We start from the raw sequence: 18338 nt of genomic DNA, 5'->3' as shown, positions 1-18338 counted from the left end.
ACACTGCCAGCACAGCCGAAGCTCTGCAACCTTCAAGTTCGACGATCTCCGTTTCCGGCTACCCGAGCGAGCCGATGATCTCCCGATAGGCGGCTTCCGGGAATGCCTTCAGTGTCTGGGTGCGGACATTGCCGCCCATCGCCAGCGAGAGGCCAAACCGCGCCATGACGGCATCGTCAGGCGCTTCGCAGACAGCCACCATGTCGTGGCCGCCCATCGTCAGAAAGAACTGGCTGAACGAGCCGCCCATGTCGCCGAGCAGTTTCTTCGCCGCATCCAGCCGTTTTGATGAGTCGCGAACGTTGCGCACACCTTGGTCCGTCCAGTTGATCAGCACAATGTAAGTGGTCACTTCGCACCTCCCATCGGAGGATTCGCCCGACACGGGCATGCGTCGGTCCTCGCTCGCGCATCGCGATCGATTTCTTCCCCCGTGGCCGGACTATAATCTTGTCACCACCGAGCGACAAGAAAGCCACCGGGATCATTGGTATTAGGCGTGTCGCCCAAAAGTGTGCGGCAGTGGCGCAAAGATCGAAAGCAAAAGCCGGACATGAAGCCCGGCTTTCGCAATCCTAGAGTTCTTGTCGCCCCTTAGCTGTCGAGGAACGAGCGCAGCTTTCTGGAGCGGCTCGGATGTTTCAGCTTGCGCAGCGCCTTTGCCTCGATCTGGCGGATACGTTCGCGGGTGACCGAGAACTGCTGGCCGACTTCTTCGAGCGTATGGTCGGTGTTCATGCCGATGCCGAAGCGCATGCGGAGCACACGTTCCTCGCGCGGCGTCAGCGAGGCGAGAACACGGGTCGTCGTTTCGCGCAGGTTCGCCTGGATGGCGGCGTCGATCGGCAGCAGCGCGTTCTTGTCCTCGATGAAATCCCCGAGATGCGAATCCTCTTCGTCGCCGACCGGCGTTTCGAGCGAGATCGGCTCCTTGGCGATCTTCAGGACCTTGCGGACCTTTTCGAGCGGCATGGCGAGCTTTTCCGCCAGTTCTTCCGGCGTCGGCTCGCGGCCGATCTCGTGCAGCATCTGGCGCGAGGTACGAACGATCTTGTTGATCGTCTCGATCATGTGCACCGGAATGCGGATCGTGCGGGCCTGGTCGGCGATCGAACGGGTGATCGCCTGACGGATCCACCAGGTCGCATAGGTCGAGAACTTATAGCCGCGGCGGTATTCGAACTTGTCGACCGCCTTCATCAGGCCGATATTGCCTTCCTGAATGAGGTCGAGGAACTGCAGGCCGCGGTTCGTGTATTTCTTGGCGATGGAGATGACGAGGCGAAGGTTCGCTTCGACCATTTCCTTCTTAGCGATGCGCGCTTCGCGCTCGCCCTTCTGCACCATGTGGACGATGCGGCGGAATTCCGAAATCGAAATGCCGGTCTCGGTCGCCAGATTCTGGATCTCCTGGCGGATGTCGCGGATCGTCGTGTTTTCGCCGCGGGCGAATTCCTTCCAGCCGCGGGCGGCCAGATTGCCGATCGACTTCATCCAGTTCGGATCGAGCTCGGCGCCCTGATACTGCTCCAGGAAGCTATCGCGCTTGACACCGTAGGATTCGGCCAGACGCAGCAGGCGGCCCTCGTTGGAAACGAGGCGCTTGTTGATGTCGTAAAGCTGCTCGACCAGGGCGTCGATGCGGTTCTGGTTCAACGACAGAGACTTGACGGCCTTGATGAGCTCATCCTTGAGCTCCTTGTAGCGGCGCTCCTGTGCGGTCGACAGCGTGCCGGAAGCCGACAGGCGCTGCTCGACCTGCTGGTCCTGCAGCTTGCGCAGCTTCTTGTAGGTCTCAGCGATCGTATCCAGCGTCTCCATCACCTGCGGGCGAAGCTCGGCTTCCATCGCCGCCAGCGAAAGGTTGGATTCGTCCTCGTCCTCTTCCTCCTCCTCGGGAGGCAGGCCCTCGCCGCCGACATCGGTGATGTCGTCGTCGCCGGAGCGGGCGCGGCGGGTCTTTTCCTTTTCCTCGGCGGCCTTGCGGTCGGCCTCGATCTTCTCGGGGCTCTGGAACTGCGGCGCGGCCTTGGCTTCAGGACCGGAATAAGTGGTTTCGAGATCGATGATCTCGCGCAGCAGCGTCGTACCTTCGTTGAGTTCATCGCGCCAGATGATGATCGCCTGGAAGGTCAGCGGGCTCTCGCAGAGGCCAGCGATCATCGTTTCGCGGCCGGCCTCGATGCGCTTGGCGATGGCGATTTCGCCCTCGCGGGAAAGCAGCTCCACCGAGCCCATCTCGCGCAGATACATGCGCACCGGGTCATCGGTACGGTCGGTCGGTTCTTTCTTCTTGGCGGTTGCGAGCGCGGTACCGCTCGAAGGCGCGAGTTCGCCGCCTTCGCTCTCCTCGTCGCCGCCGGCATCGTCGTCATCGCCGCCGCCGGAAGCACCGGCTTCCTCGGCTTCTTCATCCTCTATGACGTTGATGCCCATGTCCGACAGCATCGACATCGTGTCTTCGATCTGCTCGGACGTCACTTCTTCGGACGGCAGGACCGCGTTGAGCTCGTCCATCGTCACATAGCCGCGCTTCTTGGCGGCCTTGATCATCTTCTTGACCGCGTCGTCGGAAAGATCGAGAAGAGGGCCGTCGCTTGCGCCGTCGCGTTCGACTTCCGCGTCTTCGTTCTCTTTGACCTTGGTTGCCATTTATATCGTCGCCTTCCTGACGCTATCCAATCTCGCTACGGTGAATGGGCCGTCTCAGGGCCTGACACGTCGCTCGCGCCGCCCTAGAATCACCTTTGCCCACCTAACGGGATGACATTTAAAGCCTGATTAACCACGATCGCCGGCACCGGACAGCAAAGCTTTTTTGCTTTTGGATTTCCGGCCATGGTTGCGCGATCCGCCTTGACCCAGTTCACCGTTTCAACAAGTCGAACGGTGATTCCCACATTTTTTGTTCTCGTCAAGCTTTTCTACAAAAAAAGCTCACGAAAGATCGGAAAAAGCCTTATCCACAGGCTTTGAACCGCGGCAGCGATTGCGAACCCTTATTTAAGATGCGGCGAACAAAAGACAAGGGCAGCATGAATATTGGCCGCCATGCCAGTTGTTCGCGGCATTTTTGCGGTCCTATCGTTGGTCTATTCGCCTTTGTCGGGACAAATATCGGCTACTTTGCCTCGCCGTCATAGGCCGTCACCTTCAGCGCGCCGAGATCGACCGCGGGAATGCAGCGCAGATTGACCGAGGCCATGGCCGCGCCATTCGGGCCTACCCCCTCGCCGAACGGCGCGATGCCGCACTTGGCGCAGAAGTGATGCCGGATGACATGCCTGTTGAAAGTATAGGTCGAGAGATCCTCTTCAGGCGTCTTCAGCACCAGCTTGTCGCGCGGCACGAAGGCGAGAAGCCCGCCTCGCCGGCGGCAGAGCGAACAATTGCAGTCCAGCGCCTCGGCAAATTCGCCTTCGACCTCGAATGCGACCTTGCCGCAATGGCAGCTTCCTTCATAGAGCATGTCTTTCTCCTCACATCCAATCCATTACGACCTTGCCGGAGTTGCCCGACCGCATCGCCTCGAAGCCGTCGCGGAAATCGTCGATGCCGATGCGGTGGGTGATGATCGGCGCAAGGTCAAGGCCGCCCTGGACGAAGGCGATCATCTTGTACCAGGTCTCGAACATCTCGCGGCCATAGATGCCCTTGAGATTGAGCATCTTGAAGATCACCTTGTTCCAGTCGATCTCGAAACCGGCCGGCGCAATGCCGAGAATGGCGATCTTGCCGCCATTGTTCATCTTATCGATCATGTCGCGGAAGGCGGGTGCTGCCCCCGACATCTCGAGCCCGACATCGAAACCCTCCGTCATGCCGATCGTCTTCATCACGTCGGCCAGATTTTCGCGCGACGCGTCGACGACATGGTCGATCCCCAGTTTGCGTGCCAAGTCCAGCCGGTGCGGATTGATATCGGTGATGACGACCTTGCGGGCGCCGGAGCGTTTAGCGACGAGCGCCCCCATGATGCCGATCGGCCCGGCGCCGGTGACGAGCACGTCCTCGCCGACCAGATCGAAGGAGAGTGCGGTGTGCACGGCATTGCCGAACGGATCGAAGATGGCGGCAATCTCATCGGAAATATCCTCCGGGATCGCCACGACATTGCTTTCGGGGATGCAGACGAACTCGCCGAACGAACCCGGCCGGTTGACGCCGACGCCGAGCGTGTTGCGGCAGAGATGCCCCCTGCCCGCCCGGCAGTTGCGGCACTTGCCGCAGACGATATGCCCCTCGCCGGAAACCCGCTCGCCGACATGGTAGCGGGTGACCGCCGAACCGATCTCGGCGATCTCGCCGGAGAATTCATGGCCGACGACCATCGGCACGGGAATAGTCTTCTGCGCCCACTGGTCCCAGTTCCAGATATGGACGTCGGTGCCGCAGATCGCCGATTTCCTCACCCGGATCAGCACGTCGTTCGGCCCGACCTCCGGCACCGGCACATTCTCCATCCAGAGCCCGACTTCTGCTTTCGATTTGACCAGTGCCTTCATCATGTTCGACATCGACTATATCCCGCCCTTGTTCTGGTGCCGGACCTTGCGACTCCCTCTTCTCCCCAGCGGGGAGAAGGTGCCCGTAGGGCGGATGAGGGGGCGGCTCGGCAGGCCATCAAATCCAATATTGCTTCTCGCTCAACACTCGAAAGGTCGCTTCGCTCCGCCCCCTCATCCGACCCTTCGGGCCACCGACCGGGGTTGCGCCACGGGTCTCAACCCGTCCTTCGGACTCCCGATGGGGAGAAGAGGGAGCAAGCCGCGCCGGTCTCACGTCAAGCTAAGAAGCAACGCCTCATTCTCAAATCACACCCAATTCCCGCCCTGCCTCGGCAAAGGCCGCAATCGCCCGCTCGACATCCCGCCTCGAATGCGCCGCCGACATCTGCGTGCGGATGCGGGCCTGGCCTTTCGGCACGACCGGGAAGGAAAAGCCGATGACGTAAATGCCCTTCTTCAGCATCAGCCCCGCCATGTCCTGGGCAAGCTTGGCGTCGCCGAGCATGACCGGGATGATCGGATGGCCTTTGCCGGCGAGCGTGAATCCCAGCTTCGTCATCTCGCCGCGGAAGAGATCGGCATTGTCGGACAGGCGTTGGCGCAAGGCGTCACCATTTTCGATGAGGTCGAACACCTTCAGCGAGGCGGCGGCGATGACCGGCGCCAGCGTATTGGAGAACAGATAGGGCCGCGAGCGCTGCCGCAGCCATTCGACGACCTCCGCCTTTGCCGAGGTATAACCGCCCGAGGCGCCGCCGAGCGCCTTGCCGAGGGTGCCGGTGATGATGTCGATCCGGCCCTCGACGCCGCAATGTTCGGGCGAGCCGCGGCCGTTCCTGCCGACGAAGCCGACCGCATGGCTGTCATCGACCATGACCATGGCGCCGTATTTCTCGGCGAGATCGCAGACGCCGCTGAGATTGGCGATGATGCCATCCATCGAGAAGACGCCGTCGGTGGCGATCAGCTTGAAGCGGCTGCCTTCGGCCTTCTTCAATTCCTCTTCGAGCGCTGCCATATCGTTGTTGGCGTAGCGGAAGCGCTTGGCCTTCGAAAGCCTGACGCCGTCGATAATCGAGGCGTGGTTCAGCGCGTCCGAGATGATCGCGTCTTCCTCCGAGAGCAGCGTTTCGAAAAGTCCGCCATTGGCGTCGAAGCAGGAGGAATAGAGGATCGTATCCTCCATGCCGAGGAAAGAGGAAATGCGCGCTTCGAGCTGCTTGTGCTCCTCCTGCGTGCCGCAGATGAAGCGCACCGAAGCCATGCCGTAACCGTAGCGGTCGAGCGCCTGCTTGCCGGCCTCGGCCAGTTCCTCATTGTCAGCAAGGCCGAGATAATTGTTAGCGCAGAAATTCAGCACGCGCTCGCCGGTCGAAATGGCAATTTCGCCTGCCTGCTTGGAGCTGATCACCCGCTCGGATTTATAGAGGCCGGCATCCTTCAGCGCCGAAATTTCGGCCCTGAGATGGGAGAGAAATGGCGAGGTCATGGGCGGCCCTTCCTGATGTTTTTTATAGCTTCCGGGTTAGCATATCGCCATCGGCTTGTCTTGTTCAGCGCCGGGCCGAGATCGGCAGGCACATCGCCCGATCCTTTCAGCCGTCATGCGCCAGGATGATCTCCAGGAACGCATCGCCATAACGCTCGAGCTTCGCCTGGCCGACGCCCGATATTGCAAGCAGCTCCTTGCGGCTCCTCGGCTTTTGTGTGGCAAAGGCGATCAGCGTCGTATCGGGAAAGACGACATAGGGCGGCACGCCGAGCGATTTGGCGATCGTCATGCGCTCGGCCCGCAACGCCTCGAACAGAGCGCCGTCAGCGCCCGACAGTCCCGACTTGCGCTCGCTGCGTTCCGCCTTCTTCGTGCGCCGTTCGGAGGCCGGGCGGTCCTTGCGGAAGAACACCTGCCGCTCTTGCTTGAAGACGGCGCGCGCCTCCGGCTCCAGCTTCAGCGCGCCATAGGCTTCGTGATCGACACGGATCAGCCCCATGGCAAGCAGCTGGCGGTAGACGGATTGCCAGGTGCGCGATGGAATATCCTTGCCGGCGCCGAAGACCGGCATATCGACATGGCCGAAACGCTCGGTCTTTTCGTTGACGTTGCCGATAAGCACGTCGATGACGTGGCCGGCGCCGAAGCGTTCACCGGTGCGGTAGATCGCGGCCAGCGCCTTGATCGCCGCTTCCGTGCCCTCCCAGGTCTCGACCGGCTTCAGGCAAGTGTCGCAATTGCCGCATTGTCCGGCATGCGCCTCGCCGAAATGCGCAAGGATCGCCTGGCGGCGGCAGGAAGCGGTCTCGCAGATCGCAAGCAATGCATTGAGTTTGGCGCGCTCGACCCGCTTGATCTCCGCAGCAGCATTGCCCTCGTCGATCATCCGGCCGCGCTGGATGACATCGGCCATGCCATAGGCCATCCAGACCTCGGACGGCAGGCCGTCGCGGCCGGCGCGCCCGGTCTCCTGGTAGTAGGCCTCCACCGAACCCGGTAGGTCGAGATGAGCGACATACCGCACATTCGGCTTGTCGATGCCCATGCCGAAGGCGACGGTGGCGACCAAGCAGAGGTTTTCCTCTTTCAGAAAGGCATCCTGATTGGCGTCGCGAACCGCCCTGTCCATGCCGGCATGGTAGGCAAGCGCGCGTACGCCCTGGCCGTTCAGCCATTCGGCCGTATCCTCGACCTTGGCGCGCGACAGGCAATAGACGATGCCGCTGTTTCCCTTGTGGCCGGACAGGAAGCGCAACAGCTGCTGGCGCGGCTGATCGCGCTCGACAATTTCGTAAGCGATGTTCGGCCGGTCAAAGCTGGTGGTGAAGGTCCGGGCAGCGTCGAGCCCCAGCCGCTCGATAATGTCGTCGCGCGTATGCGGATCGGCGGTCGCCGTCAGCGCCACGCGCGGCACGCCCGGATATTGCTCGCCAAGCTGGCCGAGCGCGCGATATTCCGGCCGGAAATCATGCCCCCACTGCGAGACGCAATGCGCCTCGTCGATCGCAAACAGCGCGATCTTCTCGTTGGCGATCAGCTCGCGGAAACCATCGGTCAGAATGCGCTCGGGCGTCACGTAGAGAAGATCGAGCCGGCCGGCCGAAAGCGCGCGGCGGACTTCGACGAACTCCTCGCGCGACAGTGACGAATTGAGCGCGGCGGCGCGGATCCCGAGCTGCTTCATCGCCTCCACCTGATCGCGCATCAGCGCAATCAGCGGCGAAACGACAATGCCGACGCCATCGCGGCAGAGCGCCGGGATCTGGAAGCATAACGATTTGCCCGCGCCTGTGGGGAAGAGCACCACCGCATCGCCGCCCGATACCACATGTTCGACCACCTGCTGCTGCTTGCCGCGGAAGGAGGAATAACCATAGACCTGCTTGAGAATATCGAGCGGCGCGCGGCCGGCGGAAAACAGCGCGTCGGAGGCGGAAAAGCCCGGTTCGTTCCGTTCGGTCTGCGGCATCAGTGGTTCGCCGCCCCTTTGACGCGGCCGGAGAGCACGCCGAAGCCGTCGATGATCGCCTCCTGGTTCTCAAGCCGCACACCTTCGAAATGCACTTCCTGCTGGGCCCGCATCAGTTGAACGATCGCCTCGCCGTCGCCGGCTTCGGTCGCCAGCGCAATCTCGCGTTCAAGTTCCATCTTCTGCCGGCGCAGCGCCTTTGCCCGTTTATGGAAGGCGAGCGCCTGGCGATAACCCTCACGCGCATCCTCCATCGCCGCCTCCTCGGTTGCCGTCCAGAGTCTGGCATTGCGCACCTGCTGGTCGAGGTTCTTGATCAGCGGAGCGAAGCCTTCGAATTCCAGCCGTTCGGTCAGATATTCGCGCGTCAGATGCGGGCCGGCGACGGCAGCCGCTGCCCCAAGCACAGCCGACCAGAGCTGCTTCAACTCGCGGCTGTCATAATCGATCGCGGCGATCTCGTCATAATCGTCGATCATCAGCGACGGATGATTGACGATGGTGAGCGCCAGCACACTTTCGCGCAGCGCCGTATTGTCCCTGTGGCCGCGCACCGGGCCTGAGCGGGCGAGCCGGTCGGAAATAAGGCTGGGGCTTTTCGGCCCTGCCTTAACAGCATTGTCGCGGCCAGGCCGGGAATTGCCGCTGAATCCGCGGCGCTCGCCATTGTTGCGGTTCTGAAACTGCGGCTGGAAGAAGACGTTCAGCCGGTCGCGAATATCCTGCTGGTAATGACGGCGCACATTCTCGTCGGCGATGACGCCGACCAGTTGCTTCAGCCGCGCCTCGAGTTCGGCGCGCGCCTCGGGCGTGTCGAACTTGCCGGTATTGATCTCGCGGCTCCACAGCATCTCCGACAGCGGCTTGGCCTGGCTCATCACCTTGTCGAAGGGTGCGCGGCCGTCATCGCGCACGAGATCGTCCGGGTCCTTGCCATCAGGCAAAAGTGCGAAGCGGACGGAACGGCCGGGCTTCAAATGCGGCAGCGCCAGTTCGGCGGCGCGATTGGCAGCGCGAATGCCGGCGCCGTCGCCGTCGAAGCAGAGCACCGGCTGCGGCACCATCTTCCAAAGCAGCTCGAGCTGGTTTTCGGTGAGCGCCGTGCCGAGCGGCGCCACCGCATTCTCGATGCCCGCCTGATAGAGCGCGATCACGTCCATATAGCCTTCGACGGCGATGATGGTGCCGCCGGCATTCTCGTCCTGAGCATCGCCGCGGCCCGGCCCCTGGATAGCGCGGCGCGCGCGGGCGAAATTATAAAGGACATTGCCCTTGTGGAAGAGTTCCGTCTCGTTGGAATTCAGATATTTCGCCGGCGCATCCGATGACATGGCGCGGCCGCCGAAGGCGATCACCTTTTCGCGCGACGAGAGGATCGGGAACATGATGCGGTCGCGGAAGCGATCGTAGGACACCGGCACGTTTTCATGAACAACCAGGCCGCAAGCCTCGATCTGCTCTTTGGTGACGCCCTTGCCGGCGAGGAATTCCTTCAGCGCATTGCGGCTGTCAGGCGCATAGCCGAGACGGAAGGTCTCGATGGTGCGCCCGGTTAGCCCGCGGTCGCGCAGATAGGCGCGCGCCCTCGCCCCATTCGCCGTCTGCAATTGATCCTGGAAAAATTGTGTCGCCATTTCCATGACGTCGATCAGCGAGCCGCGTTCCTTCTCGCGCTTCTCCATCACAGGATCGGCAAGCGGCATCGGAACGCCGGCCATATCGGCGATCTGCTGGACCGCCTCGGGAAAGCTTAGACCCTCAAGCTCGGTGAGGAAGCGGAAGTGGTCACCGGTGACGCCGCAGCCGAAGCAGTGATAGCGGCCCTTCCGGTCCTCGCAGTGGAAGCTCGGGGATTTCTCGCCGTGAAACGGGCAGCAGGCCCAGTAATCGCCGCGCGACACATTGGTCTTGCGCTTATCCCAGCTGACACGGCGCGCAATCACGTTCGAAATCGGAACGCGGTCACGAATATCATCGAGAAAAGTGTTGGAAAAGCGCATTTATACCTCTTGGCCAGCCTCCATATAAGCTGCTTTGCCGCTTCATGCCACGAAACTTGTCACGAAAACCCGCTATTCACAGGCAAGTGCAGCCGTCCTTCGGGGCGTCGGTTATCCAATCAAAAACGCGTTATCGCCCCCTGCGACAGGGTGCGACACTATTGTCTTTCAAGCGTTGAAATTCAACCATGGCAAATGTCTCGGCATGAGTACTGGCCTTTGATGAAGCCAAGGTAAACCGTTTTAAAACAGATGCTTATCACCTGCGTCGATGGCCCAGCCTTATCCTGGCGCCGCCACGCGAGCCTTCGCTTCGAAGCCTCCAAAAACGACGTTTTCGGCAATCATTATTTTTTTGTAATTTGAATAAGCCGCCGCACCGCAATAGGTTCGATCTCAACAAAGCGATCCCCGAGCGAAGCACCATCCCTACCCCCGGCGCCGCTTCGCAAGGGTGCCTTTGCAAATACCCTCCGGCTTGGGCCTCGGCCCTGCGTTTGCCGGCGGAAGCAAAGAGCAAGAAGGCAGGAGCGCCCCCAGCTCCTGCCTTCTTAAATTTTTGGCTTCCCCTGATACAAATTCCCTTTTGAAATTAACCGATTATTGACAAAACCGTTGACAGGCGGGGCTTGCGTGAAAGAAGTATGCGCCGAATTTCCTGGACCTCTTTTACATGGCCTTTACCGCTGAAACTCTTGCAGCAGACGATCGCTTTCTCGCTGCGATCCTGCATTGCGCCGATCAGATGCTCACGATCTATCGTGAGAGCCCGCGCATCGCCTCGATTTTCGCCGCACAACAGCGCTGGCTGATGGCCCATGCCGGCTTTGCGCTTCACTACGGCCAACCCGACGACGGCAAGAGCGGCCTCTATTCCGGCCGCTTCATCGATTTCGCGGTCAGGAACGACATCGCCAGCCGCAATACGGCCGCAGCCTTCATGCAGGAAATGCTGGCCTATCGTTTCCTTCGGCCGGTTCCCGGCCCCGACAAGCGCACGCGCTATCTGGAGCCCACGGAAACTGCCGAGCAGCATTTCACCCGATGGCTCGTCGCCCATCTGACGATCCTCGACAGCCTCGACGGCGGTGAACGCGCCGGCAAGGTCAGCGCCGACCCCTCGGCGATGATGGCAGCGATCCAGCCGCGCATCGCCAGGTCGATCATCGGGAGCGAAGCGGTGCGCAATCCCGGCCCCACCTTCAACCTCTTCAACTGGGCAAATACCGGCGGCCTGGTGATGGACTACCTGATCTCGCGGCTTCCGGAATTTCCTCGCACGGCCGAACGTGTCGTGGTCGGTCCTCTGTCGCTCAGGGAAATCCGCGAACAGTTCATGATCTCCAACACCCACCTGAAGCGGCTTCTGACGCAAGCCGCAAATATGGAAAGCGTCGGCTGGACAGAACCCTCCCGCAAGGGCGACTTCTGGCTGTCAGGCCGCTTCATTCTCGAATATTGGAATTATCAGGCGGCGAAATTCGCCATAATCGATGCTGCAGCCGAAGCGGTGCTCGGGCCTGCGGTCCTAGACGAACCGCAGGCAAGACGCGTGGTCTGAGCCGGCTTAAAGCGCGTCGCGATTTTTCAGATCGCTCCTTGCGCTTTAATCCTTTATTTTGATGCATGTCGTTGTCCCGGAACCGCTGCACACTTCCGGGCGACATGTATTAGCTCAGCAGTTCCTTGACGGTCGCCGACGCCTTGGCGAAATCCATCTGGCCGGCATAACGCTCCTTGAGCGCGGCCATCACCTTGCCCATGTCCTTGGCGCCGGCAGCACCGGTCTCGGCGATGATCGCCGAGACATTGGCGCGCACTTCGCTGTCCGAAAGCTGCTTCGGCATGAAATCCTGGATGACGGTGATTTCGGCGCGCTCCTTGGCGGCAAGCTCCGGCCGGGAATTCTCCTCGTAGATCTTTGCCGATTCGTCGCGCTGTTTCACCATCTTGGCCAGAATCTGCAGGATCTCGTCGTCACTCGCCTGCTCCTTGCCGGTGCCGCGATTGGCAATATCGCGATCTTTGACCGCGGCCTGAATCAGCCGGACGGTGGAAAGCCACTCCGCATTCTTGGCCTTCATCGCCTCTTTCAGCTGGGTGGCGAGTTGATCGCGCAGCATGGTCTTCACTCCTGTTTTGATGCCGCTTCATAAACCACGCTGATGCGGCGGATCAAATAAATTGCGCGGTCGCCGCGATAAAGCGCAGGAAAACGGCGGCAATCTCCGCTACAAAGATTGACGCTACGCGATTGCGTGGCTATTTACCGCCACCTGCACCAAAATTCGTGATCAGGCCTGAAGCGCGCGGCATTGCCGTGTCCACACGCCTGCGAGATCAAATGGCGACGAGCGCGGCAACGCGCGCCGGCCGCCGGAAACGGGATGAAGATGACCGCGACAGCACCCTGGACAATCGAAAAGCCGACCGCCCTGCTCGTTCTTGCCGACGGCACAGTCATCGAAGGCAAGGGCATCGGCGCCACCGGCAAGGTCCAGGCCGAAGTGGTCTTCAACACGGCGCTGACCGGCTACGAGGAGATCCTGACGGACCCCTCCTATCTCGGCCAGATCGTCACCTTCACCTTTCCGCATATCGGCAATATCGGGACGAATGATGAAGACATCGAGGATCTGACGCCTGCCGCCCGCCACGGTGCCGTCGGCGTCATCTTCAAGGCCGACATCACCGACCCTTCGAACTACCGCGCCGCCAAGCATCTCGACCAATGGCTGAAGGCGCGCGGCGTCATTGGTCTCTGCGGCATCGACACGCGCGCGCTGACCGCCTGGATCCGTGAGAACGGCGCCCCGAACGCGGTCATCGCCCACGATCCGAACGGCGTCTTCGATATCGAGGCGCTGAAGGCCGAAGCCAAGGCCTGGAGCGGCCTCGAAGGTCTCGACCTTGCCAAGATCGCCTCGTCGGGCCAGTCCTCGCAATGGACCGAGACGCCGTGGGTCTGGAATGAAGGGTATGGGGAACTCGCCGCAGCGGACGCGAAGTACCACGTCGTCTGCCTCGACTACGGCGTCAAGCGCAACATTCTGCGGCTGTTTGCCGGTCTCGACTGCAAGGTCACCGTCGTGCCGGCCGCAACTAGCGCCGAAGACGTGCTCGCCATGCAGCCGGACGGCATCTTCCTGTCGAACGGCCCGGGCGATCCGGCCGCAACCGGCGAATATGCGGTGCCCGTGATCAAGACCCTTGTTAAGACCGATATCCCGGTCTTCGGCATCTGCCTCGGCCATCAGATGCTGGGGCTCGCCCTCGGCGCCAAGACCGAGAAGATGCATCAGGGCCATCACGGCGCCAACCACCCGGTCAAGGATCATACGACCGGCAAGGTCGAGATCGTCTCGATGAACCACGGCTTCGCGGTCGACTCGAAGTCGCTGCCCGATGGCGTTGAAGAGACTCACATTTCACTTTTCGACGGCACCAATTGCGGCCTGCGCGTCCTCGGCAAGCAGGTCTTCTCCGTCCAGCACCATCCGGAGGCCTCCCCCGGCCCGCAGGACAGCCACTATCTCTTCCGCCGCTTCATCAACATGGTGCGCGAGAAGAAGGGCGAACCGGCACTCGCCGAACGCTGATTTCAAGAACTGCCGATTTCGCAAAGGCCCGCCACTAACGTGGTGTGGAATCTCTTGAATCTTGAAGACAGCAATGAGAGGAAGGACCGCTATCTGCCGAAGCGGTCTTTTTTCGTTATAGAAGAATAAGGCTGCTTTGCGCCTTCATATCGACCACAGAGGCGATCTTTGCCTTCGCCCGGGAGCAGAGCAGACATTGGTGACCATCTAAAGTTCATAGTCGCGCCACATGCGGCCATTCCCTCAAGGTCTGTGTGCCTCACGCCCGGCTCGCCCGAACGCTCAACCACCGATCATGAGGCCTTCCGACGCACCGACGTACCTCGCTGACGATCCAGCCGGCGTCGGTGAGTTCGGACCGCAGGGCAGGTTCGCGCCAGTACGTCTCGACGTAGTGCCGCGGCGCTGCAGCACCGCCGTGTGTGGACACATCCTCGCCGTCGCCCTCTCTAACCGAGGCGTGCAGTCGGCCACCGGTCCGGGTCGCCTCGGCAAGCCGTCCAAGCACCGTACCGAAATCATCGCGCGCGACGTGAATCAGGCAGGCACAGGCCCAGATCCCGTCGTACGCTGTGCCAGGACGCTGCGGGTCGGCCAAGTCTTCGGTCAGCGGGTCCAACAGGTCGGCCGCGAAGCCACTCTCGCGAAGCAGTTCGACGAAACCTTTCGAAATGTCGGTGCGCCGGACGCTAATCCCCCGCTTCTCAAGCTCAAGTGCATCTCGCCCGCCACCGCTTCCGATCTCCAGCACCCTGCCCGAGCCACCCAGCCCGGTCACGAACACATCGATCTCGGTCGCGACCCATTCGGGCATCGCCGCGGCCTCGGCAGCGTACTCCGCCGCGACTGTATCATAGGACCGCACGGTCTCCCGGTCGGTGCTCATCCTAGTGTTCCTCCTTCAAGAGAAGAGGCTCGATGAGCGAGAGGCCCATCAGCCCGTTGCGCCTTTCACACTTCGGCAGTTGGTGACATCGCGGGCGATTTGCTTCCAAAGTTAACAGAAATGCGATCAGAGGCACCACCGATCGATTGCCGATGCTGCCGGGCGGCAATGCGCCCTTATAATGGTCATCGAGCCGCCCGTCGCTATTGCTGCTGACGCAGTGACAACGCGGGTCGCAGTTGCGCCAAAAGCCGCCATTCCGCCCCATGCGGGTGATTAGATCACGAATTCCTCCTCGTACGTCTGTGGCTGGGGAACGACCGCAACCTCCACCGGAACGATCCAATTGGCGGCGTAGCTCTCGCAGTCGGATCGCTGGAGGTCAGGCTGCACGCCCCCCGCCCCATCGATCGCGCGACAGCGCAGGATATATCGCCCCACTTCTTCAGGGGTCCACATGTACTCCCACAAGCGCCATGCAAAAGGACGTTCCGTTTCGAGGAGCCTTCCCTCGCGCCAGCCCCTGCCATCTCCGGTGCAGACCTGCACCTGCCGGATAGCAGCCTCTCCGCTCCAGGCGGCTCCGAAAATCCGATACGGTTGGCCGGCGACGAGACGCGCCCCCTGCACGGGACGCGCGATCTGCGCTTTGACCTCCATCTCCGCAAGGGGGACCAGCCTTGGTTCCCCGAGGCTGCGCTCCCAACGGAAATAGTCGCGCGCCTGCCAGTAGCCAAGGAACGGTTGCTCCACAACCGTGATATCAGTGATCCACTTGACCCAAGCCATGCCGAACCAGCCACCCACGACCGCGCGTAGAGGGTAGCCGTGATCGCGCGTCAACGGCTCCTCGTTCATCGAATAGGCAAGGATCGTGCTGTCGGCGATGGCCTTCTCAAGCGGTAAACTGCGCGCAAAAGCGATGGGGCCGGGGGAGGCCGTTTTCTTGTTCGCGTCGACGACGCCGCTGTCTGCACCTATGAGGAGAACCTCACGTGCGGTTCGCTTAACGCCCGCCATTTCCAAAATCTCGCGCAGAGGAATACCTGTCCACGCGGCATTGCCGACGGCTCCGTTCTGCCACTGCAACCCTTCCTTCGGCGGCTCATAGTAGACGCGCCCATTCCCCGCACACTCGACGACGGCGGTCAAAGTCGTGCTCCGCATCGCCTTGATGCTGTCGAGGTCAAGTTCGATCGGCCGCTCCACCGCCCCGCCAACGCGCAATCTCCAGTCTCGGGCATCGAGGTCCGGCGACGGGAAATGGTTTCGCACGAAGAACAGCTCGGTTGGGATCAGCCAATCGGAGAGCGACGCAAACGGAAACTCGATATTCTCAGGGGATTTCTGTCGAACTATTAGACTGGGTTGCTCTGGTGTCGGCATCGTCCTCGTCTCCCCCTTCCAAGAGCATAACGTTGGCACTCGGTCGCGCGAATTCCGCTTCGATCACACCGCCCCTCGCAGTGCGTCTGTCGCGTTCCGTCTTCGGCCGCATTCTAGCACATACCGCACGTTCCTCGGATCGACCTCGAACGGCAGCGACGGACACCCCCGCTCTTAATTCCTAGATGTCGAAGCCGAGACGCCGAGCCATTTCGGCCGGTGGAGTCATCGGCCACCGCAACGTAAAATTTAAGCGCGGCAAGTTGCATTTTTCACGACGCGCCAAGCAAATTGCCACACTCGGAAGCCCCCTCCGGGAACGCTCCACGTACCAGCACCAACAGGTGTCACCCGGCACTGCCGGGTGACAGATCGTCCTGACGACGTTGGATGAAGGCCGCGGTCCGGTCGATGTCGTCAAGACCTGACGAACGAGAGCAGGTCGGGGTTGAGGACATCTGCATGTGTGGTCAGCATGCCATGGGGGTAGCCCGGATAGGTCTTCAGCGACCCGTTCTTGAGCAGGTCGACCGCACGCGGCACGGAACTTGCGAAGGGGACGACTTGATCGGCCTCGCCATGCATCACCAGCACCGGCACGGTGATCTTCTTGAGGTCTTCGGTATAATCTTCGAGCCAAGAGGCGACAGTCGCATAGTGAGCGAGAGCACCGCCGGCCATGCCCTGGCGCCACCAGTTCGCAATGATCGCCTCCGAAGGCTCGGCCCCGTCGAGGTTGTAACCGTAGAACGGGTTCTCAGGGACGAACCGGAAGAACTGCGACCGGTTGCCCAGCACGCCCGCGCGGATCGCTTCGAACCACTCCGGCGGCTGGCCGGACGGGTTTTCCTCGCTCCGGTACATGTTCGGCGTCAGGGAAGCGACCAGTACCGCCTTCGCGACGCGCTCCGGGTGGCGGGCGACATAGCGAGCCACCTCACCGCCACCTGTGGAGTGGCCGATGTGGATCGCGTCGCGCAGGTTGAGGTGCGCGGTCAGGGCCGCGAGGTCGGCAACCCAGTGGTCCATGTCGTTGCCGGTGCCGGGCTGGTCGGACCGGCCGTGGCCTCGCCGGTCGTGGGCGATCACCCGGTAGCCGTGGCCAAGAAAGAAGGTCATCTGGGCGTCCCAGTCATCCGCCGACAGCGGCCAGCCGTGGCTGAAAACGATCGGCTGGCCTGAGCCCCAGTCCTTGTAGAAGATTTTTACGCCGTCCGTTGTAGTAATTGTAGGCATCGTGTCGCTCCATCTGCCCTGTTAAACATTCGTTTTTCGATACAGCTGATTGCGAAATACCTCCGGTGAGGCGTATTCGATCATATCTCAAAACTGCGACGTTGACTAAATCCCCTCTTTATCAAGGACAAATACCTTGTACGTTCGAGCTATGCCTTAGATGTATAGCGAGGACCGGATGGAACTCAGGCATTTGCGCTATTTTGTTGCTGTTGCGGAAGAGGGAAGCTTGCTGACCGCAGCCGAGCGGCGGCTACACACTTCCCAGCCCTCACTCAGCAGGCAAATTCGCGATCTGGAAACCGAAATCGGTGTAAAACTGCTGGAACGGCAGCCGCGCGGCGTGGCGCTCACCGCCGCCGGTAAAGTGTTTCTTGATCACGCGCGGCTGGCTTTGTTGCAAGTCGAGGCGGCTGCGGAAGGGGCCCGGCGGGCAGAACGGCCGGAAAAGCAGTCGTTCACTATCGGTTTTCTCGCAGGACAGGAGGTCGTGTGGCTACCCCATGCATTGCGCATTATTCGTGAGGAAGCGCCGGAGGTTGAAATCATACTGTCCAGTCAGTCTTCCCCGGACCTTGCTCTGGCACTGATGCGAGGCAAGCTGGACGTCGCTTTCCTTCGCCCCGAGACGCAGAGTGTTGGTGTGTCCTTCAAGTTTTTAGCCAAGGAGCCACTGATCGCCGTACTGCCGGCGGACCATCGCTTGACGTCGCGCAAAAAGATCCGGCCGCAGGATCTTGCCCGCGAAACTTACGTCAGTTCGGCTAGAATTTCTCCCGTATTGCAATCCGTGATCCAGGATTACGCGGCGGAAATCGGGATCACACTCAAGGCAGAGTACGAAGGTGACGGCCTGCCATCAGCAATGTCGCTCGTCGTGTCTACGGGTGGAATAACGCTTATTCCGCTTTATGCGCAAAATATGCTGACGCCAAATGTCGTTGCCAGAGCACTTGAGGGTGTGCCTCCGACAATTGATCTCACCTTGGGATACAACGATTCAAATTCCTCACCTTTGCTCCGCCGATTTTTGGCTCGTTCTGATGAACTAGTCGCCAACGTGCAAAATCAGAGCATCATCCGCTATGCTGAAATTCCATAGTAGAGATCAAGCTCATGCGATTTCTGCTTGTTGGCGTGCTCCCGAATTTTGTTCAGCATTCTCGAATTTCGGGTATCGACCCATCTCGACTTTTCCAATCGAGGAGCGCGAGGCAAAAGTGGACGGCAGGCTTCACCACTATCAGAGGTCGACACAATTC

At 60.9% G+C, this 18338-nt stretch carries 14 protein-coding genes; 3 read left to right on the top strand and 11 right to left on the bottom strand.

The genetic code is table 11. From position 1 onward, the window contains the following. Window positions 1–58 precede the first annotated feature (58 nt). The 7 genes from FHX03_RS08610 to dnaG all read right to left on the bottom strand — a co-directional run bounded on the left by FHX03_RS08610 (window position 59) and on the right by dnaG (window position 9969). Window positions 59–352 carry a GYD domain-containing protein gene (locus FHX03_RS08610; RefSeq protein WP_097628310.1) on the bottom strand — a complete coding sequence of 98 codons (294 nt, stop codon included), beginning with the start codon at window positions 350–352 and terminating at the stop codon, window positions 59–61. Window positions 353–594: 242 nt separating this feature from the next. Continuing rightward, the gene (gene rpoD / locus FHX03_RS08605; protein ID WP_097628157.1) at window positions 595–2652 is read right to left on the bottom strand and encodes an RNA polymerase sigma factor RpoD; all 2058 of its coding nucleotides are present in this window, start codon (window positions 2650–2652) and stop codon (window positions 595–597) included. 469 nt (window positions 2653–3121) lie between these two features. Further along, window positions 3122–3469: a GFA family protein gene (locus FHX03_RS08595; protein WP_183853290.1), complete on the bottom strand. Its 348-nt coding sequence runs from the start codon at window positions 3467–3469 to the stop codon at window positions 3122–3124. A gap of 10 nt (window positions 3470–3479) precedes the next feature. Then, window positions 3480–4517, bottom strand: coding sequence for an L-threonine 3-dehydrogenase (tdh, locus tag FHX03_RS08590; RefSeq protein WP_097628156.1), 1038 nt, complete (start codon window positions 4515–4517; stop codon window positions 3480–3482). A gap of 292 nt (window positions 4518–4809) precedes the next feature. After that, entirely contained in the window at window positions 4810–5997 is a 1188-nt protein-coding gene (locus FHX03_RS08585) for a glycine C-acetyltransferase (RefSeq protein ID WP_097628155.1), read from the bottom strand. Window positions 5998–6103: 106 nt separating this feature from the next. Further along, window positions 6104–7969: a DNA helicase RecQ gene (gene recQ, locus FHX03_RS08580; protein ID WP_183853288.1), complete on the bottom strand. Its 1866-nt coding sequence runs from the start codon at window positions 7967–7969 to the stop codon at window positions 6104–6106. Next, window positions 7969–9969: a DNA primase gene (dnaG, locus tag FHX03_RS08575; protein ID WP_183853286.1), complete on the bottom strand. Its 2001-nt coding sequence runs from the start codon at window positions 9967–9969 to the stop codon at window positions 7969–7971. The genes recQ and dnaG overlap by 1 nt, the downstream gene beginning before the upstream one ends. Before the next feature lie 673 nt (window positions 9970–10642). Here dnaG and FHX03_RS08570 point away from each other — a divergent pair. Next, window positions 10643–11530 (top strand): hypothetical protein, encoded by an 888-nt coding sequence (locus FHX03_RS08570; protein WP_097628152.1) that lies wholly within the window; start codon window positions 10643–10645, stop codon window positions 11528–11530. A gap of 109 nt (window positions 11531–11639) precedes the next feature. Here the strand turns inward: FHX03_RS08570 and FHX03_RS08565 are convergent, their stop codons facing one another. Continuing rightward, window positions 11640–12092, bottom strand: a complete 453-nt coding sequence (locus tag FHX03_RS08565) for a GatB/YqeY domain-containing protein (protein WP_183853284.1) — start codon at window positions 12090–12092, stop codon at window positions 11640–11642. Between the two features lie 270 nt (window positions 12093–12362). Between FHX03_RS08565 and carA the strand changes: the two genes are divergently transcribed. Next, a complete protein-coding gene (carA, locus tag FHX03_RS08560; RefSeq protein ID WP_097628309.1) occupies window positions 12363–13568 on the top strand; it encodes a glutamine-hydrolyzing carbamoyl-phosphate synthase small subunit in 1206 nt (401 codons plus the stop codon). A gap of 259 nt (window positions 13569–13827) precedes the next feature. Here the strand turns inward: carA and FHX03_RS08555 are convergent, their stop codons facing one another. The 3 genes from FHX03_RS08555 to FHX03_RS08545 all read right to left on the bottom strand — a co-directional run bounded on the left by FHX03_RS08555 (window position 13828) and on the right by FHX03_RS08545 (window position 17076). Continuing rightward, window positions 13828–14454, bottom strand: a complete 627-nt coding sequence (locus tag FHX03_RS08555) for a class I SAM-dependent methyltransferase (protein WP_097628151.1) — start codon at window positions 14452–14454, stop codon at window positions 13828–13830. Between the two features lie 276 nt (window positions 14455–14730). Continuing rightward, window positions 14731–15840: a sulfite oxidase gene (locus tag FHX03_RS08550; RefSeq protein ID WP_131711518.1), complete on the bottom strand. Its 1110-nt coding sequence runs from the start codon at window positions 15838–15840 to the stop codon at window positions 14731–14733. A 417-nt stretch (window positions 15841–16257) separates the two neighbouring features. Then, a complete protein-coding gene (locus tag FHX03_RS08545; RefSeq protein ID WP_097626803.1) occupies window positions 16258–17076 on the bottom strand; it encodes an alpha/beta fold hydrolase in 819 nt (272 codons plus the stop codon). Between the two features lie 178 nt (window positions 17077–17254). Here FHX03_RS08545 and FHX03_RS08540 point away from each other — a divergent pair, with 178 nt between their 5' ends. Further along, complete coding sequence (locus FHX03_RS08540; protein WP_097626801.1) at window positions 17255–18178, top strand: LysR family transcriptional regulator; 924 nt, start codon at window positions 17255–17257, stop codon at window positions 18176–18178. Window positions 18179–18338: the final 160 nt, after the last annotated feature.

The sequence above is a fragment of the Rhizobium sp. BK456 genome (genome assembly GCF_014194045.1).
GTDB classification, from domain to species: domain Bacteria; phylum Pseudomonadota; class Alphaproteobacteria; order Rhizobiales; family Rhizobiaceae; genus Rhizobium; species Rhizobium redzepovicii.
The sequence above is the reverse complement of the archived record's forward strand: the minus strand, read 5'-3'. Positions and strand labels throughout refer to the sequence as shown.